Consider the following 25,092-nt stretch of genomic DNA (forward strand, 5'->3'; position numbering starts at 1 on the left):
GGATTTCGGAAGAATCAAGGCTATGCCTCGCCAAGAGAAAATGCAAGGGGGCATGATGCCGGAGAGTCAGGAGAATAGCTCCCTATTCCAATGATTGCCTATTCGGTGTTTCAAGGCCGTGCCGAATGATTCGACTGCTTTTGGGGAGAGGCAGTCGGAGTTGTGCAGAAGGAAATCTTGAATTAAAGACTCGCCTCAACGATATAAATACATGCGATTCTTTTGAGGGGCAGACCTTGTGATGTTGGAAAGGGTTTTCCTTTTGACTGGTCTGTCCGGGGAAACGAACGTCCCTTTCCGTTCCCTTTGCTGCACCCTGTCTGACAGGGCCAGCACGAATTCACGGTTGTCATCGGCAATAAACGCTTCGGCGTACTGTTTACGCATTCGCATATAGCCAGACATCTGATAGTACTTTCTGCCCACACTGATATCCACGTCCTTGACGCCCTCCTGCTTGGAAATGGAGTCGCAAAGATAGCGGGCCATATGGGTTAGGGTGGAACGATGATCGTTTATGGAAATTGAAACAAAACCGTTTTTGGCTGCGACGGAAACATCCAGGTCCTGATTCAACAATGAATTCTGAATCTCGAGTGCCAACGCAGTGTCATCCACTCCGTCACCTAAGAGTCCTACACTTTCAAGTGAAGACGGCTTCGCTGAGTAATGATCCTTGGGGGTCCTCAACCGTGGGACTCTCTGAAATATGTCATTGGGATTATAACGGTCGCCGACGCCTACTTCCACGCCCTCAACCCCTTCAAATCCAGAAATAGTTTCAGTCAGATGAAGGGACATGTTGTCCAGTACGTTCTGATGGTCTTCAAAGCTGATGATCAGGGACTGTTCTTTGGCTGAAACAAAAACGTCGTAGCCTTTATCTGCCAGAGTCGTCTGAACACTGCTCTCCAACAAATAATCATCCATACTTTTTTGGAAGGACAAGGAATCCTGTTCGTTGCTGGCGAGTTGTTGGACGATAATATTCGCACTCTCTTTTATCCCCGTGGAAGTGACGGGAATAAGAAGGTCATAGAGGCTGCTATCCCAAGGATCGTTGCAATCTGTAACATCGAGGATCAGATTGCTTCGGATGCTGTCGTCATTGCGGATGTGCTCACGGGCATCTGCAATGGGATATCCTTTTTGTTGGGTAGCTTTGCAAACACGGGCATCCATCCCGTCAATCAGACATACCCTGAGTAAATTTTCGATAGAAGGCGGTGGCAGCAGAGACATATATCCCCAAAATACGATGTCTTGTTTTTCAGAAATCATTTTAGCCATTGCAAAACGCAACGCCCGGAAAACGCGTTTGCTGCGGAAGTGATCTGGTTTGGGTGTGCCTCGTCCAGAAGGGAAAGATTTGAGAATTGTTTTTTGGCTTATGCCGGAAAGCCGTGCGGCTTCGTCAATTACATCTATGTCAGTAACTAGGCTATATCCGGTGATGTCCACAACCTCTTTAACGACAGACTCGGCATCACAAAACAAACCGTTGAAAATAGTAATAGCAGTCATCATTCACTCACTTCTCTTGCCGGGCGTTTGGACGATTCCTACGGGCGTGGCTTGTTGCTTTTTGCAACGTTTTTCTGTCCGCTTAAGTCGCTACAGCTAACGCCGGTAAGTGTTGTCTTGTTTTAACATGCTGTTTTGTCATGAAAAAAACTAAGACGTATGGCAATTTATCCTGTCACAAATATGCAATCCAAGCATAAAACGTTCCAGAGTCAGTCGGTGAATTGAGTTCGCTTGCCTATGGATGTGAATGATTAAGAGCGGTTAGCTGTGCATAACGGTACACTGGAATGGACTGGACCTCCATGTGATGCAGTATGGGAGAATTGATTTGTTTTCTTGAATACACTAGCTGTGTACCACTCAAGGTGGAAAGCGATGACTATACTTCTTGTCACGGAAATCTGGGGGAGAACCTCACACGTTGAAGCAATGGCTGATGCCTTGCGAAGTGTTGGGAATTCCGTGTTAATTGTTGATCCATATGATGGTACCGATCCGGGCTTTGTGAATGAAGATGAGGCGTATGCGGAATATCTCGCTGCGTGTGGGCATGAAGAGTATGCCCGCAGGGTGGTACAGGGCTTGTGTGAAGTTGAAGGGCCGGTGAGCCTTCTTGGTTTTAGTGCAGGCGCAGGCGCTGTTTGGGCTGCGGTTACGGAAGTGACTGGCGAGGCGTTAAGTGCGTTTTGTTTCTATGGTTCATCCATACGTACAATGCATGATCGGACGCCAAGGGTGCCGACGTATCTGGTTTTCCCCAATTATGAAAAACACTTCGATGTCGATGAAGTCATTGTGCAACTGCAGGGGAAAGACCGGACTCAGTGTTTCAAGGCTGACGGCGGGCACGGTTTCATGAACCCGATGTCGGAGAATTACAGCGAAAATCTTCATAAATTGTGGTTTGACTGGATACTTGAAAAGCTTTCGTGAACAGTGTCCTGAAAGCCCAGGCTGTTATTTCGTTTTGTAATTAAAAAGGGTGACTCGGCTTTAGCCGAGTCACCCTTTTGTATTGTGTTAATGGATGTTGCCGTTTGGAATTACTTCCTTTTGTGGTTCTTTTGCGACCGACGAATCAATCTTGAAAGGGCTTTCTCTTTTGCCTTCCTTTCATGACTTTTCTTTTCATTTCTTTTGCTCTCAAGGAAGAGAAGCTCGGAACGCATATCCAAATAGTTTTCGTAGCGCTCCATCTCCACTGAACCGTCAATCAACAGTTCCCGCACGGCACAGCCGGGTTCATTCTGATGAGTGCAGTCATTGAAACGGCACCTTTGGGCAGCTTCATGTATTTCACTGTAGGTGTCGTTCAAGCTTTGCTGGCTTCCCCATAGTTGGAGTTCGCGCATGCCGGGCGTATCGATCACCATGGCTCCGCTTTGCAGAAAGAACAGTTCCTTGTGAGTGGTCGTATGCCTCCCGCGCAGGTCGCTCTCTCGAAGTGAGTTGGTTTTCAATTCAGCGCGGCCCAACAGGGTGTTGATCAATGAGGATTTCCCCACACCGGAATGCCCGGCAAAGGCGACGGTAGAGCCGCTTTCAAAGCTCATGGAAAACTCCTCAAGCCCCTCATGGGTCAACGCACTTACCAGATGGATGGGGAAAGCGTCCGCGACACTTTGGGCCTGGAGCATGGCGAGTTCTCCGTCTGCACAGAGGTCTGACTTGTTCAGGACGATGACAGGCTTTGCTCCGCCTTCCATTGTCATGGCAATATACCGCTCAATACCTCGGAGGTTGAAGTTCCTTCCGCCGTCCAAGCCGCAGACTATGCAGAGATAGTCAATGTTCGCTGCAACGACCTGCTCCTGCACTTCGGTGCCGGCTCTGTTGCGGGAGAACGCACTGGTGCGTGGCAGGACCTTCTCGATCAGGGCGTAATCATCATGCTGTCGTATGACGACCCAGTCACCTACCGTGGGGTAATCGGCCCGGTCGATCGCGGTGTATTGGAAATGCCCTGAGACGTCTCCGTCCACGATGCCTTGCGGTGTGTATATCCTGTATTGGTGGCGTACTTCTCTCAATACGCGGCCAACGCCTAATCCTTGTTCCTTGTATGGCTGGAAATGGTCCTCAAAGAACGCGTTCCAACCGAGTTGTTCCATACTATACATGTTCGCCACCCATTTGCTGACGTTCAATTTTTTCCAAAGCTACTTTGGCCGGAAATGGTAATTGCGTAATCAGGCGCGCTGCCAGCGTAAACAGCACGACCTCATTGTCGTCACCGGCAATGCGGTTGGTGCGGATGAAGCCGCACTTTTGGCACCGATGTATCACGGCGCACTCCTCGCTGTCCTTAACCCATAGGCCGATTGGCTCCATGGTGCCTCGGCAACCGGAACGGCGATCACCAATTTTCATGTCTACGTGCTTGCTGTGCAGGCAGTGGCAGCAATGATTTCGGTTTTTGGTTCCGCTTAATGGTGATGGGACTGTGAGGCCGCAATGCTCACATATGAATGGGTTCGTATCAAAGTGTATGGTTTTCCGCTGTCTGGACATGAGTCTGCTCCTGCAAATACAAATTGTATTTACCTATCTATGCAGCTGTTTACGAAGTCAGACTCTTGGTTGGCGGTTAAAGGGCGCGGCAAAGTGAAATCATGGAACCTACTTGGAGATTCTCGCGAGTTGTTTTGCTTGCGCACAGCACAAACCAAGAGCGGCTAATGAAAGCAGCTACAATTAACTAATCGGTAGTAATGACAATCCGGGGCAGGGGTGCCCTGTTTTGCGGAATGCGGAATGAATATATGGGTATAAAAAAGCAGAAAGCTTCCATTAGAATTGTTTTCTAATGGTTAAGCCCTTCAAGCGCATTCCTAGGACAGGAACACCCTTTTTACATTGGTAAACATCAAAGCTCCTTTAAATTGATGTCGTGCCTATATTCAGTGATTACTACCTTTGTCAATATCTGATTGGATGAGAATTTCAGAGATTCAATTATGGCGTGTTTTCATAGAAGGTTACTGACGTCCTGGTTGCCGTGCAGTTGGCAAACATTCCATAGAAAACAAAAGACTTCAGATGAGATGCTGAAGTCCTTTTTTCTCTTTTGGTTTTGGTATAGCCTTAGCTCAAAATACTGTTGAGTGATATTGCATCCAGAATTGAAAACTACTCTGTTTGGGAAATAGATGAATATGGAAAACTTTGATGTCATCGTCGTTGGATCTGGTACGTCCGCTTATTATGTTGTTTCAGGGGTAATCAAGGATAAGGCTTTGCGAGTCGCCATTATTGATGAACGTCCATACGGCGGGACGTGCGCATTGCGGGGGTGTCAGCCCAAGAAATATCTTGTGAGCAACGCCGAGGTTGTGGCCTCGGTATCCCACCTGCTGGGGCGTGGTATTGAGGGGCAGGCCAAGACTGACTGGGCGGCTTTGCAGGAATTGAAGAACGCGTTCCTTGAAGGGCGTTCGGAAGCCGATCAGGCCCATTGGGAGAAGAGTGGCGTCACCACCTTCAATGGTAAAGCTCGAATGATAGCGGATGACCAGATTGAAGTTGGCGGACAGACCATTAAGGGGCGGAAGATCGTGCTGGCAACCGGTGCGTTGCCTAATGCTCTCTCAATTGAGGGGGCGGAGCACGTCCGCGATAGTGAGTATTTTCTTGATATGCAGAGTCTGCCCGAGCGAGTCCTTTTTGTCGGGGGCGGCTTCATTTCATTCGAGTTTGCGCATGTCGCCATTCGTGCAGGGGCGTCCAAAGTCCAGATCATGCATCGTTCCGCGCAGCCATTGAAGGCTTTTGATAGCGATATGGTTGATACCCTGTTGAAGGCCAGCACTGCTGCCGGGATTGACGTTTTGCTTGGTGAGTCTCCCGAACGGATTGTTCACACTGAAACTGGATATGAAGTCTATTCCTCTACTGGGGCGGTGTATGAGGTCGATCTCGTCATTGAAGCAACAGGACGTCATCCCAACCTTTCGGTCCTCGACGGGGATCTCGGCAATGTTGAACATTCACGAAAGGGAATTGTCGTGAACGAATATATGCAGAGTGTCAGCAATCCACAGGTTTATGCCGTAGGGGATTGCGTTGATACACCGTATATGCTGGCTCCTGTCGCGGATAAGGAAGGGCAGGTCGCTGCCTCGAACATTCTCCATGGCAATTCATCCGTGGTCGACTATGGCGTGATTCCCTCTGCCGTGTTCAGCATTCCGGCGCTTGCTTCGGTTGGTTTGACAGAGACGGCGGCTCGAAAAGAGGGGCGGGACTTCCGCGTGAACAATGGTGACACCACAGGCTGGCCTTCATCCAAGAGAATTGGCGAGGAGTTTGGAACCTACAAGGTTCTTATCGACAATGAGTCCGACTTGATCCTGGGGGCACACATCGTCAGACACAATGCCGCCGAAGTGATCAATGTGTTTGGATTGGCAATGAAGTTTAACATACGGGCTTCGGATCTCGCAGATTTCCTGTGGGCCTATCCTACATATACATCAGATCTGAAATACATGGTGAAATAGTACTTCGAGCTGGGGCTTGGATTATTTGATCCTCCTGAACGAACTGTAAAGGCTTACAAATCATGGTTTGTAAGTCTTTATTGTTGTGAAGATGTGAAAAAAACAAAAAAATCTTACCAGTGTTGTCGATACTCAATTGCGGATTTTAAGTGTCATTCCACCTGCCTACAAAAGTGTAGGTGAACTTGGCGAACATGGGAAACTCAATCACGCCAAGGCCTAAATCCTCTCGCGTGATTGTCTGTCGTCTTGGCGAGGTGTTCAACTTACAAGACTGTCCGCAGTGCAAACTCTTGGTATTGATAGAGTGTTTGCTGTGTGAAAACGCCCATGTTTCATGCCTTAATAAGTCAGTAATTAAAGATCCTTAAGTTGGATTGGGGCGGTTGTGTAGAAATTCGAGGCTGTTCCATATTTTTGCTGTTCACCAGTATCCTCCATAGAAAACTCAGGCTTTTGTACACAAAGTAGAGAAGCAAGGTCATGGAGGTGCATCTTGGCACTCAATGAAAAATCTATAACAGCGCGGAGCACAGCCGACCTTCCTTTTGGAGGGCTGGGGGTGTCTCTCGAGGCGTGTGAAGAATATGCCAGCACTCTGGAGGTCCGAGTCTTTACTTGGGCTCCGGTTTCTTGTTGCGACGGCATGACTCTTCATGAGCCTCCTGTGGCGCTCTCTGGCTATAGGCTTCTTACAGTGCTCGGCTGTGAGATTCGTGGACGATAAATAACAAGTTAAGGGTTAGGAATGAAACTGAATCGTCGTGACTTTGTTAAGCTGTCTTCTACAGCAGCGGTTGGCGTCGCCTTTGGCGGGCTCGGCCTTGGCTGTAAGAAAACAGTGGTCAACAAAATCGAACAGATGAAGCCCGAATGGAGTAAGGAAACGACCTCCGTTTGTGCTTATTGCTCTGTTGGTTGTGGACTGGTCGTTACTACTTCTCTGAAGACCAAAAGAGCTATCAACGTGGAAGGTAACCCCGACCACCCCATTAACGAAGGTTCTCTCTGTGCAAAGGGCGCAAGCTCTATCCAGATGACCGAGAACGCTTCTCGTAATGGCAAATGTCTCTACCGCGCTCCCTATTCCGGTCAGTGGGAAGAGAAGAGCTGGGACTGGTGTAAGAAACGCATCGCCAAGCTTGCCAAGAAATCCCGCGACAAGGGTTTCGAGGAAAAGAACGCCAAAGGCCAGATCGTCAACCGTAACATGGGTGTAGCTTCTCTAGGCTCTGCTGCACTCGACAATGAAGAATGTTACGCAATGCATGCATTTATGCGTGCCCAGGGTATCGTATACCTCGAACATCAGGCCCGTATCTGACACAGTGCAACTGTTGCGGCTCTGGGAGAGTCGTTCGGACGCGGTGCGATGACCAATCACTGGAATGATCTTCAGAACAGTGACTGTATTTTGATAATGGGCAGTAATGCTGCCGAAAACCACCCCATTTCCTTCAAATGGGCCCTGAAAGCGCAAGCAAAGGGCGGAAAGATCATTCACGTTGATCCGCGTTACACGCGTACTTCCGCACGTTCTGACAAATATATTGCGCTGCGACCCGGTTCCGATATCGCGGTCCTCGGTGGTATGATTAAGTATATCATCGAGAAAAAGCGCTACTTCCTCGAATACATGCGTGACTACACCAACGCTTCTTTCATCGTTGGCGAAGGTTACGGTTTCGAGGACGGCATCTTCTCCGGTTTCGACGAGAAGACCGCCTCTTACGATAAGTCCAAGTGGGCGTTTGAAACTGACGCCAATGGCATCCCCAAAAAAGACAAGACCCTGCAGCATCCCCGTTGTGTCTTCCAGATCGTGAAGAAGCACTTCGAGCGTTACACCTATGACAAGGTGTCCAGCATGTCGGGTCTCTCTCACGCAGATCTGGATGAGCTGTACGAAATGTACTCCTCCACCGGTACTGCCAAGAAAGCCGGTACCATCATGTACGCCATGGGTTGGACTCAGCATAGCGTTGGTGTGCAGAACATCCGCGCCATGGCCATGATCCAGCTCCTGCTCGGTAACATCGGTATCGCCGGTGGCGGTGTTAACGCACTGCGCGGTGAGTGTAATGTTCAGGGTTCCACTGACTACGCTCTCCTGTACCACATCCTGCCTGGTTACATCGCAACTCCTCTTGCCGGACTGGACACTCTTGACCAGTACAACAAGAAGTTCGCGCCTGTTTCCAACGATCCGATGAGTGCAAACTGGTGGCAGAACTATCCCAAGTACTCCGCCAGCCTGCTCAAGGCCATGTACTCTGACGATACCCCGGCAGAAGCATACAAGTACCTGCCCAAGCTGGATACCCATGCTGCCAGCAAGTACTCCTGGATTCCGCTCATCGACCGCATGTACGAAGGCGGCTTCACCGGTGCGTGGATCTGGGGCATGAACCCGGCTTGTTCCAGCTCCGACTCCGTCAAGACCCGTAAGGCTCTTGCCGAACTCGACTGGATGGTCAACGTCAACGTCTTTGACTGTGAGACCTCCAGCTTCTGGAAAGGCCCGGACATGGATCCCGCCAAGGTCAAGACCGAGACCTTCTTCATTCCTTGCGCAACCGCAATCGAAAAAGACGGCTCCGTCTCCAACTCCGGTCGCTGGATGCAGTGGCGTTACGCTGGTCCGGAACCGAAGGACGGCGTGCTCACCGATGGTCACATGTTCCACGAGCTGTGGGAAGAAATGGCCGAACTCTACAAGAAAGAGGGCGGCGCATTCCCCGAGGCTATCACTCGCCTGAGCTTCGAGAACATGTGTGAAGACGATGGCCATGGTCACATGCACTTCAGTGCTGAAAAGACCGCCCGTCTCTGCAACGGTTGGTTCACCCGTGACACCGTCGTCAAAGGCAAGCAGTTCAAGAAGGGCCAGCAGGTCCCGAGCTTCGCTTACCTGCAGGACGATGGTTCCACCACTTCCGGTAACTGGCTCTACTGTAACTCCGTGTCTGACACAGAGAACAAGTCCCAGCGTCACAACCCGGCACAGACTGACCTTCAGAAGAAGATCGGCCTGTTCCCGAACTGGACCTGGTGCTGGCCTGTCAACCGCCGCATCCTCTACAACAGAGCTTCCGTTGACCTGCAGGGCAAGCCCTGGAACCCGGAACGTACTGTCATCGAGTGGGACGGCAAGAAGTGGATCGGCGACGTCCCCGATGGTGGCTGGGCTCCCGGCACCAAGAATCCGTTCATCATGCGCAAACACGGCTTCGGTCAGCTCTTTGGCCCCGGCCGCGCAGATGGACCGCTGCCTGAATACTACGAACCGCTGGAATGCCCCGTTAAGGAGCATCCCTTCTCCGGCACTCTCCACAACCCCACTGCTGTTCAGATCAAGGGTGAAGAGAAGGCCGTGTGTGACCCGCGCTACCCGTTCGTTGCAACCACCTACCGTGTCACTGAACACTGGCAGACTGGTTCCATGACTCGCTGGTGTGACTGGCTGGTGGAAGCAGAACCGCAGATGTTTGTTGAGATCAGCCCTGAGCTGGCCAAGCTGCGCGGCATCGAAAATGGTGAGAAAGTCACCATCGAAAGTATCCGTGGCTCCCTGTGGGCTATCGCAATGGTGACTGAACGCATTCAGCCGTACAAGATCGATGGCAATGACATCCACATGGTTGGTATGCCTTGGCACTACGGTTGGGTGAAGCCGCTTGATGGTGGTGACTCTGCGAACATTGTGACCCCCAACGTTGGTGATCCGAACACCGGTATTCCCGAATACAAGGCGTTCATGGTCAACCTGCGCAAGTGGAAAGAAGGGGATAAATAATGAGTGGTAAAAGCTTCTTTGTTGATTTGACCCTTTGTACCGCCTGCCGCGGTTGTCAGGTAGCCTGCAAGCAGTGGAAAAAGCTGCCCGCCGAAAAGACCACCAACTGGGGCTCCCACCAGAACCCCAAGGATCTGTCCGGCAACACCATTCGTCTGGTCCGCTTCAGTGAAGTGCAGATCGATGACAAACTGCAGTGGCTGTTCTTCCCTGAACAGTGCCGCCATTGTGTCGAGCCGCCGTGCATCGACGCCATGGAGGTTCCCGGCTCCGTCGTTCACGACGAGGAAACCGGCGCAGTCGTCTACACCGATCTGACCATGCAGGAAAAGGACAAGGACGCCTTCCAGGCTTCCTGCCCCTACGATATCCCGCGTGCGAATCAGGAGACCGGTAAAGTCATGAAATGTGACATGTGCATCGATCGCGTACAGGCTGGTATGAGACCTGCCTGCGTGACCAGCTGCCCGACCGGAACCATGAACTTCGGTGATCGTGACGAGATGCTGGCTCTGGCCGAAAAACGTTTGGCAGAAGTCCAGGAAAAATGGCCTGATGCCATGCTGGTAGACCCCGATGAAACTCGTGTCATCTACCTCGTGCAGACCGATCCTGACAGCTACTATGAAATGCTGTCCGCAGACGCTTCGTCCATCCAGAAGGGCCCCATGTCCAGGAAGCAGTTCCTGGCCAAACTGGGTCGCCCGGTCAAGCGTATGACCAGCTAAGACTGAACCTACTAAACACCCGGGGCGGGGACACCTCCCCCGTCCCGGGCTTTTCTTTTTTCTCAGACTGCTCAAGATGTTCGCTGGCACATCACGACCAGCGAGTATTTCGACCAGATTGACAGAACACCTCCGTAAGCTGTCGCGCCGGACCTTGCGACACATGGCAACGGAGTTTCTTCAGGCCCCACGTAGCGTGCTATCTGCGTGGGGCCTATTTTTTCTTTCTTCTTTTGGGACGTACTTATTCAAACGATACAGTTGCCGTGGCCCGGGAGAGCTTTTCCTGGCTCCACCTCTTCACTGTGGGAGGTTGGAGCGCCTTGGCGAATCCCATGGGATGGTTGATGGGGTCGGGAACGGAAACGCCTTTGCCGGGCTCGTCGATTTCCACCACGCCGCCCATCGAGGTAACGATGACGCCCTTGCCCTTGAGCATGACGATATCAATCTCGATGTCCGACAGATACCCGCCCCAGAAGTCGGTGCCGCGGATGCCGATGGAGGCCAGCGGGGTCTTGACGCCGAAGATTTCGGGGTTGGCATCAATCAACTCACTGGTGACCATGCGAAATGATCCCTTGGTGAGATTGAAGAAGGCCTTTTGCACCTGCTCATCCTGCTCGGGATCGAAGATGAAGCTGTCTATGACGAACGTCGATCCGCCTCCAACCTGCAGCATGGTGTTGTCCTTGAAGGTCACTTCGAGTCTGCCGTCTGCGTCTGTGCTGATACTGCTGCCCGAATAGACATCAGTGCCAAGGGCGGCGTCTTTTCCGTCTATAATGGCGGCTGTTTTGATGCGGGTCACTGTCCCGATAGCTGGTTCGGAGGCATTGGCGGAATGTATTCCGGTAAACAAAACGATCAAGAGTGCCAGAGTCGTGAGGCGGATGGTGTGTGTCATGTCTGAAGCCTGAGTCTGAGTGTTAATCCAAGCGGGTTATGACGACGCGCCGGTTCCTGGCACGTCCCTCGGATGTGTCATTGGTGGCGATGGGCTGGGTCTCGCCATATCCTTCTACTGCTGTGGTCGAGTAGCCAAAGTTTTCTTCCAGATAGGCGTTGACGGTTTCGGCGCGCCTTCTGGAAAGGTTCATGTTGTATTCGTCGCTGCCCACGCTGTCCGTGTGGCCGCTTATTTCGAAGCGTGCACCCGTCAGTGCCTTGGAGGTCAATGCCCGGCCAAGCTCGTCGAGTTGCTGGCGGGATTGCTCGTCAGCAAAGTCCACTGTTCCGGAGATGAAGTAGACATAGATGGTGGCAGACGGAGGAGCGGCCTGTTGCGGTGCTGGGCCTGTCTCGGCACCGGAAATCACGAAGCCACGTGTCTTGCGTGTCTGTGGCTGCTTCTTCAACTGCTGAATCAGTTCTTCGCTCTGTACGATGTCTTCATTCGCAGTTGCCGGGAAGATCCAGACGACAGAAAGCATCAGACTGACAATGCATGCGATAGCTATTTTAGACATGCTCCCTCCCATGAATGGGGCCACCATGAACGACGGTCCTCTACCTACATTAGAATTATAATCCGAAAATAATGCCAGCCATATTATAGTTACATCATGGACTCCCTCTTGGAGTGAGGCTCCTTGGGATAGGGGGAATATCCAATAGAACGATGTGTTATCCGTAAGTGAGGAGGAGAGATGCGGTTAGCGACCATCCTTTTGCTCTTGGCCATCATTTTTGTATCTGTCACGGAAGCACATTCTGCCAACCGGGCTCTGCTCATCGGGGTAGGTGATTACCAGATGAAAGGGGCAAATCTTCCCGGCATCGACAAGGATATCAAAATGATGCGGGAGGTAGCCCTGACGCTTGGTTACCAGAAAAGCGAGATCAAGGTCCTCCTCGACAAGCAGGCCACCCTCAAGAATATCCGTCATGCAATCGATAGCTGGCTCATCAAGGGCGTTGGCAAGGATGATAATGTCCTTTTCTATTTCAGCGGTCATGGTTCGCAGATTTACGACAAGAACAAGGATGAACCGGACAAGGCGGACGAGGTGCTGGTTACCCATGACGCCTCTATCGGCGTCAACACGCTGAACAACGTCTTTGTGGACGACATGTTCAACGAGATGTTGGAAAAGATTCCGTCGAAAAATGTCTTCATCCTGATTGATGCATGTCACAGCGGCACGGCCACTCGCAGTATTCCCGGCCAGAAAGGGCTTTACCCGAAGTATATTGAGTATCCAGGCATGCCGAGGACAACCCGTTCTGTCAGTTTTGCCTCAAAGTCCATTCAGGGATTGCAAGCTGGCACATATTCGGCCCTGAGCGCAGCGCAGGATAATCAGCGGGCGCAGGCTTCCAACCTTGGCAGTTTCTTCACCCTGGGTATTCGCGATGCCATCGTCAAGGCGAGCAAGGGCAGGCGTTCCATCACCATGTTGTCCCTGCACGACAAGACAACCGCATATATTGCCAAGCAGCTGCCTGATCCGGGACTGGTGCATCGGCCTGCGTTGGTGGGCGGGGCGGACAATAATCAGAAGAACATGTTTGTCAGCAAGAAGCCCAGACCGCAAAAGCCGCAGAAGCCGCCCAAGAAGCAATCGTGGTCCGAGGAACTCAAGGAACTGGTGGATAGTGCGGCATACACTGTTTCGGCCACGACCAATGCCCGGAGTTTCAAGGTCGGAGATTCCTTGGTGATCACCAGCAAGATCGCCAAGGGAGGGTATGTCAACATCGTCACCCTGCAGCCGGGGGATAATGTGCCGACGGTCCTTTATCCCAACAAATATCACGTGAACAATTGGATCGGGGCAGGGCAGACCGTGACTATCCCGGCTCCTGGAGACCGATTTGTGCTCAAGGCTGCGCCGCCATCCGGCAAGGCGTTGATCGCGGTGTTTGTTTCTCCCAACAAGGTCAATATGTATGAGCAGGGGTACGGCGAAGGCGTGTTCAAGATGATGTCCAAGTCTTCAACGCGCGGGTTTGTCGTGGAGTCCGCTCCCGAGCCGGAGGCGCCGGAGCCTCCCAAGCCCAAGCCGAGAAAGTATGGCGCAGGGATTGTTTACGTTACCATTAAATAGCGAAGGAAAGACGACATGAAACAGTATGCACTTCTCATCTTGTTCGTAGTGGCGGCGTTGATGATCTCGGGTTGTAAAGCCAGACAGGTCCCGCTACCGGAGGCGCAAGGACAGGTCGAGTTCTTCGACTCAGAGAGCTTTGACCGACAGCTTTCCTCATCGCTCAGGGCTGACCTGCCAGAAGTCACCGTTTTGTTCCCGGCTGCGATCACCCTCAACTCAATACCGAAGCGGCTCGACCACTGGTTTTCCAAGGTGGAAGAATACGGCGGCGAGGTGCAACTCGTTCCTGTGAGCGATACTGACAAGGGTATCCTTTCAGAGATCATGTCGTTGTTGGTCTCGGTCTATGACTACCTTAGGGACAAGGCGATATATGATCCTGTGAAGGAATATAATGCCTACATATACTACAAGAAAAATACCGGCATCGTCACCAAGGTGGTGTTCGATAGGAAAGATGACCAGGAAACTGCAAACTAAATGGAGTGAGCGATGATCTGGAAAGCAAGCCGTCTACTCATTGCAGCTATTATCGTCTGTCTGACAATCGTTTCTCAGGCAATTCTGGCAGGAGACGGTCTCATGCTCCTGTCTATGGATGAGGCCAAAGAACTGCGTTTGGAAGACGAGGAATGGGAGAAGGGCGGGATGCCCAAGGCTCTGGGCTATGGCATTGGTCCAAAGATCGTTTTTGAGAGTCCAAAGGTGAAGGAGACCGATAAGGGGCTCGTCATTGATTCACCCAGTACCATGGACCTGCTGGTTTTCTTCAGGGAAGGTATTGCCCCGGTCAATATGAAGAGTCTCAATATCAAGGCCAAGAAGGGGTGGTTCTCCAAGAACCTGACCAAGCGGCTGGAGCCGTATCTGCTCGGGCAGTCCATCAGGGCCAACAACGTGAAGATTCCGTCCGGCCGATTCAAGCTGGAAATCAAGGTGGCCGACGACGACGGTAACGAGTCGGTTCAGGAATACATGTGCGAGATTCGAGATAAATAGAGCCTCTGCTTCAGGCGGGCGTCATGGAACAGTGGCTTGAGCAATATCGTATTTTCGCAGTGGAGTGGGTGCAGACCAATGTGCTGACCACCTTCACGGCTGCTCAGTGGGCGTGCATTCTCGGCGCCCTGATCCTTGCTGCCATTGTGGTCAGTGTCATTCGCCCTAGGTTTGAAACGTGGGTGCAGACGTCAGTGGAAAATGAGCTGCTCCGCTCAGCGTTTCTTGCCTCTACGGGCATTGGCTACAGCATTGTTTTCTTCGTCCTCGCCCAGATATGCATTGCAACCTTTGTCCTGCGTGATCATTTCCCGCACTGGCTGTTTGCTGCCAGCGATCTTGCCTTTGCCTGGATCGTCATCAGGCTGATTTCCTTCATCATCCCCAATAGAGCCATAGCCAAGACTGCGGCAGTCTTCATCTGGGGCATCACTCTGCTTCAAATCGTGGGCGTGATGGTCCACATAAAAGCGTATCTCCAAGGCCTCAGTATCGCCATGGGAGATGCTCATATAACGGTGTACGGTGCCATCAAGGGCATCGTCATGGCGGCGCTATGTCTACAGGTCGCCTCTCTGATCTCCCGGTTTACGGTCAAGAAAATCGAGACAACGGGCAGCCTGTCGCCAACGCTTCAGGTGCTCATCTCCAAGATCGTGAACATTCTGCTGTATACGGCGGCCATCCTGCTCGCATTGACCAGCGTGGGCATCGACCTGACCAGCCTGACCATCTTCTCCGGCGCAATCGGTGTGGGTATCGGATTTGGGCTGAAAACCATCTTCTCGAATTATGTTTCCGGTATCCTGCTGCTCATCGACAACTCCATCAAACCGGGCGATACCATCGAGATAGGAGGTGTGCTCGGCACGGTGCAGGATATGCGCGGACGATATGCCTCGCTGCTCACCCGTGACGGCAAGGAGTACCTTGTCCCCAACGAGCAGTTGATCGCCAACGAGGTCGTCAACTGGACGCATTCGGACCGGATTGTTCGGTTGATCGTGCCTGTATCCATCGCCTACGGCACGAACACACGCCAGGCAAAGGTGTTGTTGGAGAAGGCTTCGGAAAACGTGACCCGAGTACTCAAATTCCCGGCCCCGGTTGCCCGCATCGTTGAGCTGGGCGACAACGCCATCAATATGGAGCTGTGGATCTGGATCGCGGACGCAGAGGTGGGCGTACGAAATGTGAAGAGCGACGTCTATTTCGAGATCTGCGACATCTTTGAAGAGCACGGCATTTCGTTCCCGTTCCCTCAGCGGGATATCCACATCAAGCAGGCCTCTGCATTGCAGGTGGAAGTGAAAGGGCAAGGGCGGAGAGCGGCGGATAAGAAGTGACGCCCTCCTGCCCTGTTATTCATCCTTTCTGAAGTAGAAGTATCCAGTCAGAGACGAGGACTCCCACGGAATCTGGCGACCATTTGTCTCCTGACTCACGTCGATGCGCACTCGCTTGAGCACGTCCTCGATGGTCAGTCCCGGGGTCATCAGGTGTCTGAGCAGGTACTTGGTGTAGGTGCCGTTTCGTCCAGTGCCGTCTTCTGCCACATCGCCGGGTGAAGTGGAGTAGGCGATGAGCGATCCAGTGGGGGCATCCATTATTGCCAGTCCCTTGGCGGCAGATCGGAAGCTGCGGGCAAAGGGGTTGTTTCTGCACGCGTCCAGAACGACGATGTTCAGCGAGTTTCCGGCATCCTCCATCTTTCCGAGAATCCGTCCAAGGTCCACGGCTTCATAGCGAATGTCTGATTCGGAGCGGATCTTGGCACCGATGGGAATCAGGTAGTTGCTGCCGTCCACCTGCATGGCGTGACCTGCGTAGAAGAACAGCCCCACGCCTCCCTTGCGCAATGACGTACCGAGGCGGTGGACCGCATCTTCCATCAGCCGTTGGTTGGCATTTTTGAGCAGCGTGACGTTGAAGCCCGCTTCCTTGAGACGCCGAGCCATATCGCTGGCGTCATTGACAGGGTTTCTGAGCGGTCCGGTCTTGTATGAGGAGTTGCCTATGACCAGCGCGAAGCGTTGGCGAGGATCGCCTGTAGCCATATACCTTGCGGCATCCTGAGGGACTGGTGCGAGTTCCGGTCCGCGCTCCAGATCGGCCAGCTTGGCCGCCAGCGGTGCTGATTGATCAAAGTTTGTGGCAAAACCCTTCAATGCTTCAGGTACTACATCATCGTAGACGAGCGTTGCAGGCCAGGGGATTCTTTTTCTTGCTTCGGATTTCACGTTGCCAAGGATGGAGGAATCCATGTCCATGAAGATGCCGGCGATCATGATGATGGTATCGTTTCCCGAGGTTTGACCGGCAGTGATCTTCATGTCGAGAATCATGACCAGATTGCAGCTCTTGTTCATGGCATCATCCAGATTCATCACCTGTTCAACCTCATTGAACCGGTTGACCAGAATTTTCTTGATGCCGTTGATGAGTGGTTCCTTGTCGTAGGAGTTGAGGCCCCATGCTGCGTACTGCTGGCGGGACTGGTCCAGATACGTCATGGCGTTTTCGGCATTGGGGGAATAGATGACGCCAAGCTTGAGGGATTGATACTGGGCTGTTGGATTGACCCCTGACTTTCCTATCAGTTCCAGCGGGTCTTCATAGGTCTGATAGGTGGATTCCTTGGGTGGCACACAGCCGGATACCAAGAGAACAATGCAGAGTATCGCAAGCAAGGTGACACATTTTGCGATTCGTCCGAAGACTTGCTGAGCAGGCATTGCACACCTCCTTAAAAGACTTCTCCCATTAATAATAAAATAATCCTTTGCAGAAAGGTTGGATATTAGATTTTTGTCCCTCTGGACGAGAGAAAAATCTAATCCTCCAAAGGGTGCCGTTGTGCTATAAAATAAGTGCCGGTGTCCGCATAAAATCCATTCCTTCAGACACCCGTATCTACCGGCATCCGACGACCTTCCCTTGGAGAGGGGAACAGACATGAGGAGGAGTCGATGCGCCCGTATATCAACATTCTGGTTCTGGTCATGGTGCTGCTGGTTGGATCGTGTGTCCAAACAGCAGTCAATGTGCTGACTACCGGGACGCCGGAGCCATCCAGAACAACTGGGACCACCAGATCAAGTGGTTACTATGGGCAGAACGCGTATCAGAAAGCTCAGCGGGAGGCCTACGCCGCCCAGGGGGAACGTGGGGACAATCCGGAAGCCATACGGATTTGGGAGCAGGCTTTAGCTCAGTATGATTCTCAGAATTGGCCCTTCACCAGAGCGTCTATCTGCTCGAATATCGCTCAACTGTACGTCAAGGAGAAGGATTACGGTAAGGCGCTTGGCTATGCCGAGCAGTCTGACAAGTTGTTGGATGTGGTCGAGAAAATTGGCGTGGTTGCCATTGATGACGACGGCTATGGGGTCCTGGATAGCAGCAAGGAACCGGAATATCGGAATTTCGGCGGCAACAAGGAAAGGATGTTCGACGCCTGGCGTACGACCAATGATTCCGTCCGGATGCAGTATTATCGTGCTGCCGGCGAGTCAGATAAGGCGGATGACATTGGTCGCAAGATGGCAAAGCGGAGCGAAAAACAGGTTGAGAATACCTATGAAGCGACCAAGAAGACGTACATCGACTCACTGAGAGTTCAGGCCAAGTACGACAAGACCCTCACTGAGGCCGAGATCGAACGGCGGGCCGAGGAGCAGGCACAGGCTTCCTTGAGGATGATGGAAGAGACACAGCGTGCCATGCAGGAACGCACTGCCCTCAGGGCGGAAATCTTTCGGCGCAGCATGGTCGGTGAAGGTGGGATCGAAGAGCTGATCGATCGCTTTGTTGAGATTGTTGTCGAACAGAATCCCACGGGTCCGCTCATGTATGAGAATAATGCGAAGAATGCGGAAAAGAGTGGGCAGGCGGCGCAGATCGCTCAGGCCCGGGATTATCGTCGTTTGGGGGATTATCATCGTGAAAACGTCTCCAAGCCGTGGGGTATGGCAGTAAAGGCCACGTTACTTCTGGATGTGAATCGTCCACAAGAGGCGCTTCGCTTCCTTGATCAAGCTCTTGCGAAGATCAAGTCTCCTGCCCCCATGCCGCAAGTTGAAACGGATTTCATTGGCAGCTACTGGCAAACCATGATGGATCAACAGAGCTTTGATCTCATTGCATGGCGTTTTCTCAGGGCGCAAATCCTGACCCGGATGAATGATCCCCGGGCCATCGTGGAGTGGGACAGGGTCATCGACGAGCTGAATAGACCTGCCATTGATGTCTCAAGCGCATCTCAGGCCGAGAAGCAGGCTGCCATAATGTCAAATATCATGCGTGAAGCAATTCTTGGCGACCGGTATCAGGAACTGGCAGCTTCTGAAATCGCTTCCCTCTATGAAAATGTGGGCAAGCAGGGAGAAGGTATCAGGTATATCGACAACCTGCTGAAAACCCGCGAAACAGCGCGTGCATCGTTTTCTGTCGAGGCCCACAAGCGTGGGTATCTGGCAGCCAACAAGCGCCTGTACGAGCGGTATCTCGCGCTTTCGACAAATGATCCGGGCGTCAATTTGCTAGGCATGGAGCGGGCAAAGTCTCGCGCCATGGTGGACCTCATGGCGGGTGGTATCGAGAATATAAATGACCCCACGTTGCAAATGGTCGCCATGTATCGGCAGGCGGCGGCCAGCGAGGCCGGCAAGCAGGCCCAGCAGCGAAAAACCCGGGCCATTGCTGGCAAGGAGCTGGATAAGGGCCTCAAGGAGCTCAAGCGCAACGCTCCCGAACTACACTCACTGATATCCGTGGATGTGGCTGGAGCCAATCAGCTCGCCGCCTTGCTCGGGCCCGATGCGGTGGCGCTCTCCTACTATGTGTCTGATGACGCCCTGTATATCAACGTCATCGGTCAGGGGATCAGAGAGGTCGAGGTCGTTCCCGTTTCCAAGAGCGCCATGTTTGGAGCGGTGTATGACTATCGACAGAAGCTGCTTGATCCCTCTTCGAAGTACTCTCGCAAGAGTGGAAAGGTTACCGTGGATTGGAACGTCGACAAGGGAACGCAACGCCTGACTGTCTCCAATGGCATGCCGTTTCCTCTGGAAATCAACGGTATCAGCGCCCTGTATCGGTCATATGCTGGTGGTGCCCACTTCCCGTATCTGCCTATGGGATACAGCATGCAGGTGGCGGTCACAGCAGATGTTCAGTCGATTCCGGCCGGAAAGAAGGCTGTCATATACGAAGAAGAACAGTATGGCGGTGACTGGTCGTACAGCAATTACATCGAGAATTACATCGAAACGAACCTCGGGACCGCCTTTGCCTCGGGCATGCTGATCACGGAAGCCGGGAAGGATGACAGTCTGATCGTCATTGAAGAACGGGGCTTCTCCTACACGCCACTCAAGCAGTCGCTCTATGATGTGCTGATCAAGCCGGTGAGACAGTATATCGGCAACAAGCAGTTGATCATCGTTCCGCACAGCGTCCTGCACTTCCTGCCGTTCGAAACCCTCAAGGGGAGCGACGGCAAGTACCTCATTGAAACCAATGCCGTATCCTACACCCCGTCGCTGAATGCGCTTCGTCTTTGCCGTACCAAGAACAGAGGCAGACCGACCCGATTGGTGGCCTACAGCGATCCTTTGGGCGACCTCTCCTTTGCACGGCAGGAGGTGAACACGGTCAGGACCCTCTTTGATGAGTCCGTGGTGCTGACTGGAGAGCAAGTAACTGCGGCATCGGTTGAATCAACCATGGGGCAGGGAGATGTGGTCCATTTCGCCTGTCACGGGATCTTCAATCCCGCTTCGCCATTGGATTCCGCTCTGGTCATGGCCAGCGGTTCACAGGGGCAGAGTCTTGGCAGATTGAAGATGGAGGACCTCAACCTGTTGACCGTGGGCGATATAATGCGCCTCAAGTCCAATCCGTGTCTGGTCTTCCTTTCCGCCTGCGATACAGGCCGGGCCAGAGTCAGCGGCGGCGATGAACTCATCGGCTTGGTGCGCGGCTTCTTTGTGGCTGGCAGCCCGTCGCTGGTCACCACGTTGTGGCCCATCGACGACCAGTCCACCGCGTTGCTGGCTGTGCGCTTTTACGAGAATCTGCTCAAGCGCAATATGGACAAGAGTCAGGCGCTTCAAGAGGCAAAGCTCTACCTCATGAAGAACGGTTATGGTGATCCATACTACTGGGCAGCCTTTGTGCTGCAGGGTGATTGGCGATAGCGGAAAACTCGTTCTATTATCGCAACGAAAAGGCTTACGAGGTGGTGTCTCGTAAGCCTTTTGCTTTGCGTATGGAGGTGGTGCCGCGATTCAATCCAGGCAAAAGTGAACCCTCCTCTTAGGGGAAGGGGTACACATAATGTAATCAACGGCATATGCAGATGAATCCTCACTAAAAGAGGATTCAAGAATCTAACTCAGTCGGTTTTAGGCATGCTGCTCGTGAGAGTGGCATATCGATACAATTTAGTGCTGAGGCTCAGGGGCCCTCTGCAGCCAAGGCTTCATCATTCAGGAAAGACAATGAAAATTCTCGTTATCAATTGTGGCAGCTCCTCGCTGAAGTACCAGCTTCGTGACATGGATAAGGAAATGGTTGTGGCCTCCGGTCTGGTCGAGCGCATCGGTCAGGAGAACGGTGCCATCACCCAGAAGAATACCACCAAGGGTGAAGAACAGAAGTTCTCCGAGACCCTGCCCGTGGTTGACCATGACGCTGCCATGTCTCTGGTCGCCGACCGCCTGACCAACGACGAGTGGGGCGTTATCGCATCTCTGGACGAGATCGATGCCGTGGGCCATCGTATCGTGCAGGGTGGTGACGTCTTCCAGAATCCGGTGCTGATCACCGAAGAGGTCAAGGAAACCATTCGCTCCTTTGTCCCGCTGGCACCGCTGCACAACCCCGCCCACCTGATGGGTATTGATGCCGCCATAAAGCTGCTGCCCGAAGTGCCGGAAGTGGCCGTGTTTGACACCGAGTTCCATCAGACCATGCCGGAAAAGGCGTTCATGTATCCGCTCCCCAAGGAGCTGTACAAGGAATACCGCATTCGCAAATACGGTTTCCACGGCACCTCTCACAAGTACGTCACCCGTCTGGCAGCCCAGCACCTGGGCAAGCAGGTGGAAGAGGTCAACTTGATCACCCTGCACCTTGGCAATGGATGCTCCATGGCTGCCGTGAAGAACGGCAAGTGCGTGGACACCACCATGGGCATGACCCCGCTGGCTGGCCTCATGATGGGCTCCCGCAGCGGTGATATTGATCCGGCCATCATCTCCTTCCTCGCCGAGAACCGAGGCGACTCCGTTGCCGACATCGACAAGATGCTCAACAAGGAAAGCGGTCTGATCGGTCTGTGTGGCATGAGTGACATGCGCGATATCCACGCCGCCTGTGAGCAGGGTAACGAAGATGCACAGCTCGCCTTTGAGATGTTTGCCTACCGCATCAAGAAGACCATCGGCTCCTACTTCGCTGTTCTCGGCGATGTGGATGCCATCATCTTTACCGCCGGCATTGGCGAGAACGACGACATTGCCCGTGCAGCCGTGTGCGAAGGCATGGAGCGTTTCGGCCTGACTCTGGATGCCGAGGAAAATGCCACCCGCAAGCCTGGTGTCCGTGAAATTCAGGCAGGCAACAGCGGCGTGCCCATCCTGATTGTTCCCACCGATGAAGAGTTGGAAATTGCTCAGGCTACCGTGAAGGTGGTCAAGGCATAGCTCTGACCGAAGTAATTAAAAAAGCCCCGGGCGGAATATCCGTTCGGGGCTTTTTCTTTGGAGGCTAATCAAGCATGTCCCTGAGGACGTCGATTCCTGTGCCGTCTTTGGCGCTGGTTGGGACGATGGTACGTGCCCCCGCATTTCTGAGAAATAGCTCGGCTCGTTCTGCGTTGGCGTTCGGAGCGTCCATCTTGGAGATCACGCCCACAACGGGACGATTGAAGATGGGTGCGAACAGTGGCGGGAAAAGGCTGGTGTTGCGGGTAGCGTCCTGCACCATGATGAGGGTGTCGCAGTCGGCAGAGGAGGTGATCAGCGCATGGTAGTAGCGGCTGTTTTCCAGAAACTCGCCCGGTGTGTTGATGAAGTCGCCAAAGTACTCGACGGCCATGGCCCGGTGAGAGTGGAATTCCTCTCCCGAGAGCGCCCTGATCAGGCTGCTCTTGCCTGCCCGGGTTTCACCTATGAGCATCGTCTTTTTCATGACAGAGGTTGGCTAGGAGCGGGTGAGTTCCACGGAAGTGTACTTGAGGACATCCTCAAAGTATTCGAGCGCGGCCCGCAGGGATGCTTCCACGCTCGCCACATCGCCAGTGAAGAGCAGGGAACCGCCGAAACGGTCCAGGAATCCGATCTCAACGGAGGCAGCCTTGGTGGCGACGTCGGCGGCAATGATCACACCCTCGCTGGGGGTGATGGTCATGATGCCGATGGCGCCAGTGGTTTCATTGTCGAGACCGAGCTTCAGGTAGATGTCGCGCTGGGGGCTGGCGATGAGATGGGCAAGCGTAACCTGCTTGCCCGGTACATATTCCTGAATGATCCGCTGTTTGGTTTCTTCCGGTTGGTAGGACATTATGATTCCTTGAAAATAACAGGTTACAGCAGTTGGTTTTTGAGCTCTTCGCTGGGAGAGGGGATGACCACATGGCTGTGGACCGGGCCGGACTCGGCCACGCCCTCGACACCGGCGTCTACAGAGGCCTGCACGGAGCCGACATCACCGGTCATGGTGACGAAAGCCTTGCCGGCCATTCCGGATGCGGTGCGGATCTCCAGCAGAGAAACAGAACCGGCCTTGGCGGCAGCATCGGCTGCGAGGATGCAGGAGGCGGTGGTGTAGGTCTCGATGACTCCCAAAGCGTCGATTCTCGGGGCAACGGTGGTGCCGCTGAGGGCCGGGATCACGTCCTCGTGCACGCTGGGGATGGTAAACCAGTCCACGACCATGTCCGCGCCGATTTTACAGCCCGTATCAACCGAGCTTTGCACAGCTCCGACATCGCCGGTGATGATGACGACGTACCGTCCGGGGCAGGTGGGACGAGCCAGAACGAGCTGCACTTCTGCTGCTTTGATCATCTCGTCGGCGACATACATTCCCATGGCAACACTGTTGAGTTCAACACATCCGATTGTCCGTATCTTCATGCTATTTCCCCTTATGCTTTGATGGTGACGGCGTTGTCAGTGATGGATTCGACCACACCGCTGATGCTGGCGTGGATCTGCGCGCCAAGTGCGCCCTCTGGAATATCTCCGATCAGGTCTCCCTGCTGGACATTGTCGCCCACCGAGACCTTGCAGGTCGACGGCGCACCGATGTGCTGGTGCAGCGGGATGGTGACCGAGGAGACGGTCATTTCGCCACAATAGGGGCGATCGACGTTGTATTTGGTGAGGTCAAGGCGCTGGATGAGACGATCAATGGGCACCCTTCGCTGTTTGCGGAAAGGATTGGGCTTGTACTCGTCGGTTGTTGCTTCCCACCGAACCCGATTGGCCATGAACTCACGCTTGATCTGGGCGTTGACCTCTCGCGGAGAGATGCCCATGGGGCAGGCGAACTTTTCGCACACGCCGCACTCGGAGCAGAGCAGGGCTTCCTTGGCGGATTCGGTCTCCATGGTTTGGGATTCCATCACGCGCATGAGCTTATGTGGATGAATGGAATGGCCCAGCAGGTTGCGGGGACACAGGTCAGTGCATCGTGTGCACTGGCAGCAGATCGTCGTGGTGATGCGGCGCAGACGCTCCGGAGACATGATCTTTGGAGCGACCACGTTGTGGTCGGGCGGCAGCACGATGAGGCCCGTGGTGGTTTTGGTCACGGGCTGGTTAATGTCCTCAATCACCCGGCCCATCATGGGGCCGCCGTTGACGACTTTGAAATCGGAGATGGTCGGGCCGCCCGCAAATTCGAGCACTTCGCTGATCAGCGTTCCCACAGGTACTTTGAGCACCATGGGATTCTTAACTTCACCGAGAACAGTGAGATAGCGGTGGGTGACAGGCTGGTCTTCCATGGCGCGGGCGATGTTCAGCAGGGATTCGACGTTGCTGACCACGGCGCCTACCTGCAAGGGCAACCCCTGTTCCGGAATGGTCCTGCCGAGGACTTCCTGCACCAGTACCTGTTCGTCGCCGATAGGATAAAAGTCGCCCAGCTCAAAGACCTCGAGACGAGCATCCTTGAGCTGGTTAATACATTCCTGCACGGCCTTCACGGTTGCGGCGTGTCTGCCCTTGACGCAGACGATGCCCTTCGCGGCCCCGACACAGTCCATGACTGTTATGAGGCCTCGAATAACGGTGTCCGGATCTTTTTCAAGAAGATGGATGTCACTCTTGAGGAGTGGCTCGCAGGATGCGCCGTTGACCAGAACGGTGTCCACATTGGCGCCGGCTTTCACATGGGTCGGAAACCCTGCGCCGCCAGCACCGATAATGCCTGCTTCCCTGATTTTCGTTACGATATCCTGCTGCATGACCACTCCT

At 53.3% G+C, this 25,092-nt stretch carries 20 protein-coding genes; 10 read left to right on the plus strand and 10 right to left on the minus strand.

Features of this window, described 5'->3' with window-relative positions; genetic code table 11:
• Positions 1-195: 195 nt before the first annotated feature.
• The gene (locus HFN16_RS11820) at positions 196-1,527 is read right to left on the minus strand and encodes a cytidylate kinase family protein (RefSeq protein ID WP_168890942.1); all 1,332 of its coding nucleotides are present in this window, start codon (positions 1,525-1,527) and stop codon (positions 196-198) included.
• 375 nt (positions 1,528-1,902) lie between these two features.
• Between HFN16_RS11820 and HFN16_RS11825 the strand changes: the two genes are divergently transcribed.
• A complete protein-coding gene (locus tag HFN16_RS11825) occupies positions 1,903-2,460 on the plus strand; it encodes a dienelactone hydrolase family protein (RefSeq protein WP_168890943.1) in 558 nt (185 codons plus the stop codon).
• A 110-nt stretch (positions 2,461-2,570) separates the two neighbouring features.
• On the opposite strand, the gene rsgA is transcribed toward HFN16_RS11825, so the two are convergent.
• Entirely contained in the window at positions 2,571-3,647 is a 1,077-nt protein-coding gene (rsgA, locus tag HFN16_RS11830) for a ribosome small subunit-dependent GTPase A (protein WP_168890944.1), read from the minus strand.
• The gene (locus tag HFN16_RS11835) at positions 3,640-4,038 is read right to left on the minus strand and encodes an RNHCP domain-containing protein (protein ID WP_168890945.1); all 399 of its coding nucleotides are present in this window, start codon (positions 4,036-4,038) and stop codon (positions 3,640-3,642) included. Before HFN16_RS11835 ends, rsgA begins: the two co-directional genes overlap by 8 nt.
• Before the next feature lie 644 nt (positions 4,039-4,682).
• On the opposite strand from HFN16_RS11835, the gene HFN16_RS11840 reads away from it, so the two are divergent.
• From HFN16_RS11840 to HFN16_RS11850, 3 genes are all read left to right on the plus strand, one after another.
• Positions 4,683-6,026: an NAD(P)/FAD-dependent oxidoreductase gene (locus tag HFN16_RS11840; protein ID WP_168890946.1), complete on the plus strand. Its 1,344-nt coding sequence runs from the start codon at positions 4,683-4,685 to the stop codon at positions 6,024-6,026.
• 748 nt (positions 6,027-6,774) lie between these two features.
• Positions 6,775-9,822 (plus strand): formate dehydrogenase-N subunit alpha, encoded by a 3,048-nt coding sequence (gene fdnG, locus HFN16_RS11845; RefSeq protein WP_168890947.1) that lies wholly within the window; start codon positions 6,775-6,777, stop codon positions 9,820-9,822.
• Positions 9,822-10,550, plus strand: a complete 729-nt coding sequence (locus HFN16_RS11850) for a 4Fe-4S dicluster domain-containing protein (RefSeq protein WP_168890948.1) — start codon at positions 9,822-9,824, stop codon at positions 10,548-10,550. Before fdnG ends, HFN16_RS11850 begins: the two co-directional genes overlap by 1 nt.
• A gap of 244 nt (positions 10,551-10,794) precedes the next feature.
• Here HFN16_RS11850 and HFN16_RS11855 read toward each other — a convergent pair whose 3' ends face one another.
• Complete coding sequence (locus tag HFN16_RS11855; protein ID WP_168890949.1) at positions 10,795-11,457, minus strand: FecR family protein; 663 nt, start codon at positions 11,455-11,457, stop codon at positions 10,795-10,797.
• 22 nt (positions 11,458-11,479) lie between these two features.
• Complete coding sequence (locus HFN16_RS11860) at positions 11,480-12,019, minus strand: OmpA family protein (protein WP_247648324.1); 540 nt, start codon at positions 12,017-12,019, stop codon at positions 11,480-11,482.
• A 180-nt stretch (positions 12,020-12,199) separates the two neighbouring features.
• On the opposite strand from HFN16_RS11860, the gene HFN16_RS11865 reads away from it, so the two are divergent.
• Genes HFN16_RS11865 through HFN16_RS11880 form a run of 4 tightly spaced genes read left to right on the plus strand, consistent with a single transcriptional unit; the run spans position 12,200 to position 15,948 of the window.
• Positions 12,200-13,600 carry a caspase family protein gene (locus HFN16_RS11865; protein WP_168890951.1) on the plus strand — a complete coding sequence of 467 codons (1,401 nt, stop codon included), beginning with the start codon at positions 12,200-12,202 and terminating at the stop codon, positions 13,598-13,600.
• 15 nt (positions 13,601-13,615) lie between these two features.
• A complete protein-coding gene (locus HFN16_RS11870) occupies positions 13,616-14,083 on the plus strand; it encodes a hypothetical protein (protein ID WP_168890952.1) in 468 nt (155 codons plus the stop codon).
• A gap of 12 nt (positions 14,084-14,095) precedes the next feature.
• The gene (locus HFN16_RS11875) at positions 14,096-14,602 is read left to right on the plus strand and encodes a hypothetical protein (protein WP_168890953.1); all 507 of its coding nucleotides are present in this window, start codon (positions 14,096-14,098) and stop codon (positions 14,600-14,602) included.
• A 23-nt stretch (positions 14,603-14,625) separates the two neighbouring features.
• Positions 14,626-15,948 carry a mechanosensitive ion channel domain-containing protein gene (locus HFN16_RS11880; protein WP_168890954.1) on the plus strand — a complete coding sequence of 441 codons (1,323 nt, stop codon included), beginning with the start codon at positions 14,626-14,628 and terminating at the stop codon, positions 15,946-15,948.
• A gap of 15 nt (positions 15,949-15,963) precedes the next feature.
• On the opposite strand, the gene HFN16_RS11885 is transcribed toward HFN16_RS11880, so the two are convergent.
• Positions 15,964-17,337, minus strand: a complete 1,374-nt coding sequence (locus HFN16_RS11885) for a caspase family protein (RefSeq protein WP_168890955.1) — start codon at positions 17,335-17,337, stop codon at positions 15,964-15,966.
• Between the two features lie 234 nt (positions 17,338-17,571).
• Here HFN16_RS11885 and HFN16_RS11890 point away from each other — a divergent pair, with 234 nt between their 5' ends.
• A complete protein-coding gene (locus HFN16_RS11890) occupies positions 17,572-20,802 on the plus strand; it encodes a CHAT domain-containing protein (protein WP_168890956.1) in 3,231 nt (1,076 codons plus the stop codon).
• 303 nt (positions 20,803-21,105) lie between these two features.
• Positions 21,106-22,311 (plus strand): acetate kinase, encoded by a 1,206-nt coding sequence (locus HFN16_RS11895; protein WP_168890957.1) that lies wholly within the window; start codon positions 21,106-21,108, stop codon positions 22,309-22,311.
• A 64-nt stretch (positions 22,312-22,375) separates the two neighbouring features.
• Here the strand turns inward: HFN16_RS11895 and HFN16_RS11900 are convergent, their stop codons facing one another.
• The 4 genes from HFN16_RS11900 to HFN16_RS11915 are packed head-to-tail and all read right to left on the minus strand — an operon-like array spanning position 22,376 to position 25,082.
• Positions 22,376-22,786, minus strand: a complete 411-nt coding sequence (locus HFN16_RS11900; RefSeq protein ID WP_247648325.1) for a EutP/PduV family microcompartment system protein — start codon at positions 22,784-22,786, stop codon at positions 22,376-22,378.
• Between the two features lie 24 nt (positions 22,787-22,810).
• Positions 22,811-23,170 (minus strand): BMC domain-containing protein, encoded by a 360-nt coding sequence (locus HFN16_RS11905; RefSeq protein WP_168890959.1) that lies wholly within the window; start codon positions 23,168-23,170, stop codon positions 22,811-22,813.
• Between the two features lie 23 nt (positions 23,171-23,193).
• A complete protein-coding gene (locus HFN16_RS11910) occupies positions 23,194-23,745 on the minus strand; it encodes a BMC domain-containing protein (protein WP_210772191.1) in 552 nt (183 codons plus the stop codon).
• An 11-nt stretch (positions 23,746-23,756) separates the two neighbouring features.
• The gene (locus HFN16_RS11915) at positions 23,757-25,082 is read right to left on the minus strand and encodes a 4Fe-4S dicluster domain-containing protein (RefSeq protein WP_168890960.1); all 1,326 of its coding nucleotides are present in this window, start codon (positions 25,080-25,082) and stop codon (positions 23,757-23,759) included.
• Between the last annotated feature and the right edge of the window lie 10 nt (positions 25,083-25,092).

Origin of the sequence: Pseudodesulfovibrio sp. zrk46 (assembly GCF_012516435.1) — a bacterium.
Taxonomy (GTDB): domain Bacteria; phylum Desulfobacterota; class Desulfovibrionia; order Desulfovibrionales; family Desulfovibrionaceae; genus Pseudodesulfovibrio.

What these genes read in the sequence shown, in the direction of transcription:
- HFN16_RS11870 (WP_168890952.1), top strand. Translation starts at nt 13,616, where the DNA reads ATGAAACAGTATGCACTTCTCATCTTGTTCGTAGTGGCGGCGTTGATG.
- HFN16_RS11915 (WP_168890960.1), bottom strand. Translation starts at nt 25,082, where the DNA reads ATGCAGCAGGATATCGTAACGAAAATCAGGGAAGCAGGCATTATCGGT.
- HFN16_RS11905 (WP_168890959.1), bottom strand. Translation starts at nt 23,170, where the DNA reads ATGTCCTACCAACCGGAAGAAACCAAACAGCGGATCATTCAGGAATAT.
- HFN16_RS11880 (WP_168890954.1), top strand. Translation starts at nt 14,626, where the DNA reads ATGGAACAGTGGCTTGAGCAATATCGTATTTTCGCAGTGGAGTGGGTG.
- HFN16_RS11885 (WP_168890955.1), bottom strand. Translation starts at nt 17,337, where the DNA reads ATGCCTGCTCAGCAAGTCTTCGGACGAATCGCAAAATGTGTCACCTTG.
- HFN16_RS11900 (WP_247648325.1), bottom strand. Translation starts at nt 22,786, where the DNA reads ATGCTCATAGGTGAAACCCGGGCAGGCAAGAGCAGCCTGATCAGGGCG.
- rsgA (WP_168890944.1), bottom strand. Translation starts at nt 3,647, where the DNA reads ATGTATAGTATGGAACAACTCGGTTGGAACGCGTTCTTTGAGGACCAT.
- HFN16_RS11835 (WP_168890945.1), bottom strand. Translation starts at nt 4,038, where the DNA reads ATGTCCAGACAGCGGAAAACCATACACTTTGATACGAACCCATTCATA.
- HFN16_RS11860 (WP_247648324.1), bottom strand. Translation starts at nt 12,019, where the DNA reads ATGTCTAAAATAGCTATCGCATGCATTGTCAGTCTGATGCTTTCTGTC.
- HFN16_RS11890 (WP_168890956.1), top strand. Translation starts at nt 17,572, where the DNA reads ATGCGCCCGTATATCAACATTCTGGTTCTGGTCATGGTGCTGCTGGTT.
- HFN16_RS11840 (WP_168890946.1), top strand. Translation starts at nt 4,683, where the DNA reads ATGGAAAACTTTGATGTCATCGTCGTTGGATCTGGTACGTCCGCTTAT.
- HFN16_RS11865 (WP_168890951.1), top strand. Translation starts at nt 12,200, where the DNA reads ATGCGGTTAGCGACCATCCTTTTGCTCTTGGCCATCATTTTTGTATCT.
- HFN16_RS11910 (WP_210772191.1), bottom strand. Translation starts at nt 23,745, where the DNA reads ATGAAGATACGGACAATCGGATGTGTTGAACTCAACAGTGTTGCCATG.
- HFN16_RS11875 (WP_168890953.1), top strand. Translation starts at nt 14,096, where the DNA reads ATGATCTGGAAAGCAAGCCGTCTACTCATTGCAGCTATTATCGTCTGT.
- HFN16_RS11825 (WP_168890943.1), top strand. Translation starts at nt 1,903, where the DNA reads ATGACTATACTTCTTGTCACGGAAATCTGGGGGAGAACCTCACACGTT.
- HFN16_RS11850 (WP_168890948.1), top strand. Translation starts at nt 9,822, where the DNA reads ATGAGTGGTAAAAGCTTCTTTGTTGATTTGACCCTTTGTACCGCCTGC.
- HFN16_RS11820 (WP_168890942.1), bottom strand. Translation starts at nt 1,527, where the DNA reads ATGATGACTGCTATTACTATTTTCAACGGTTTGTTTTGTGATGCCGAG.
- HFN16_RS11895 (WP_168890957.1), top strand. Translation starts at nt 21,106, where the DNA reads ATGAAAATTCTCGTTATCAATTGTGGCAGCTCCTCGCTGAAGTACCAG.
- HFN16_RS11855 (WP_168890949.1), bottom strand. Translation starts at nt 11,457, where the DNA reads ATGACACACACCATCCGCCTCACGACTCTGGCACTCTTGATCGTTTTG.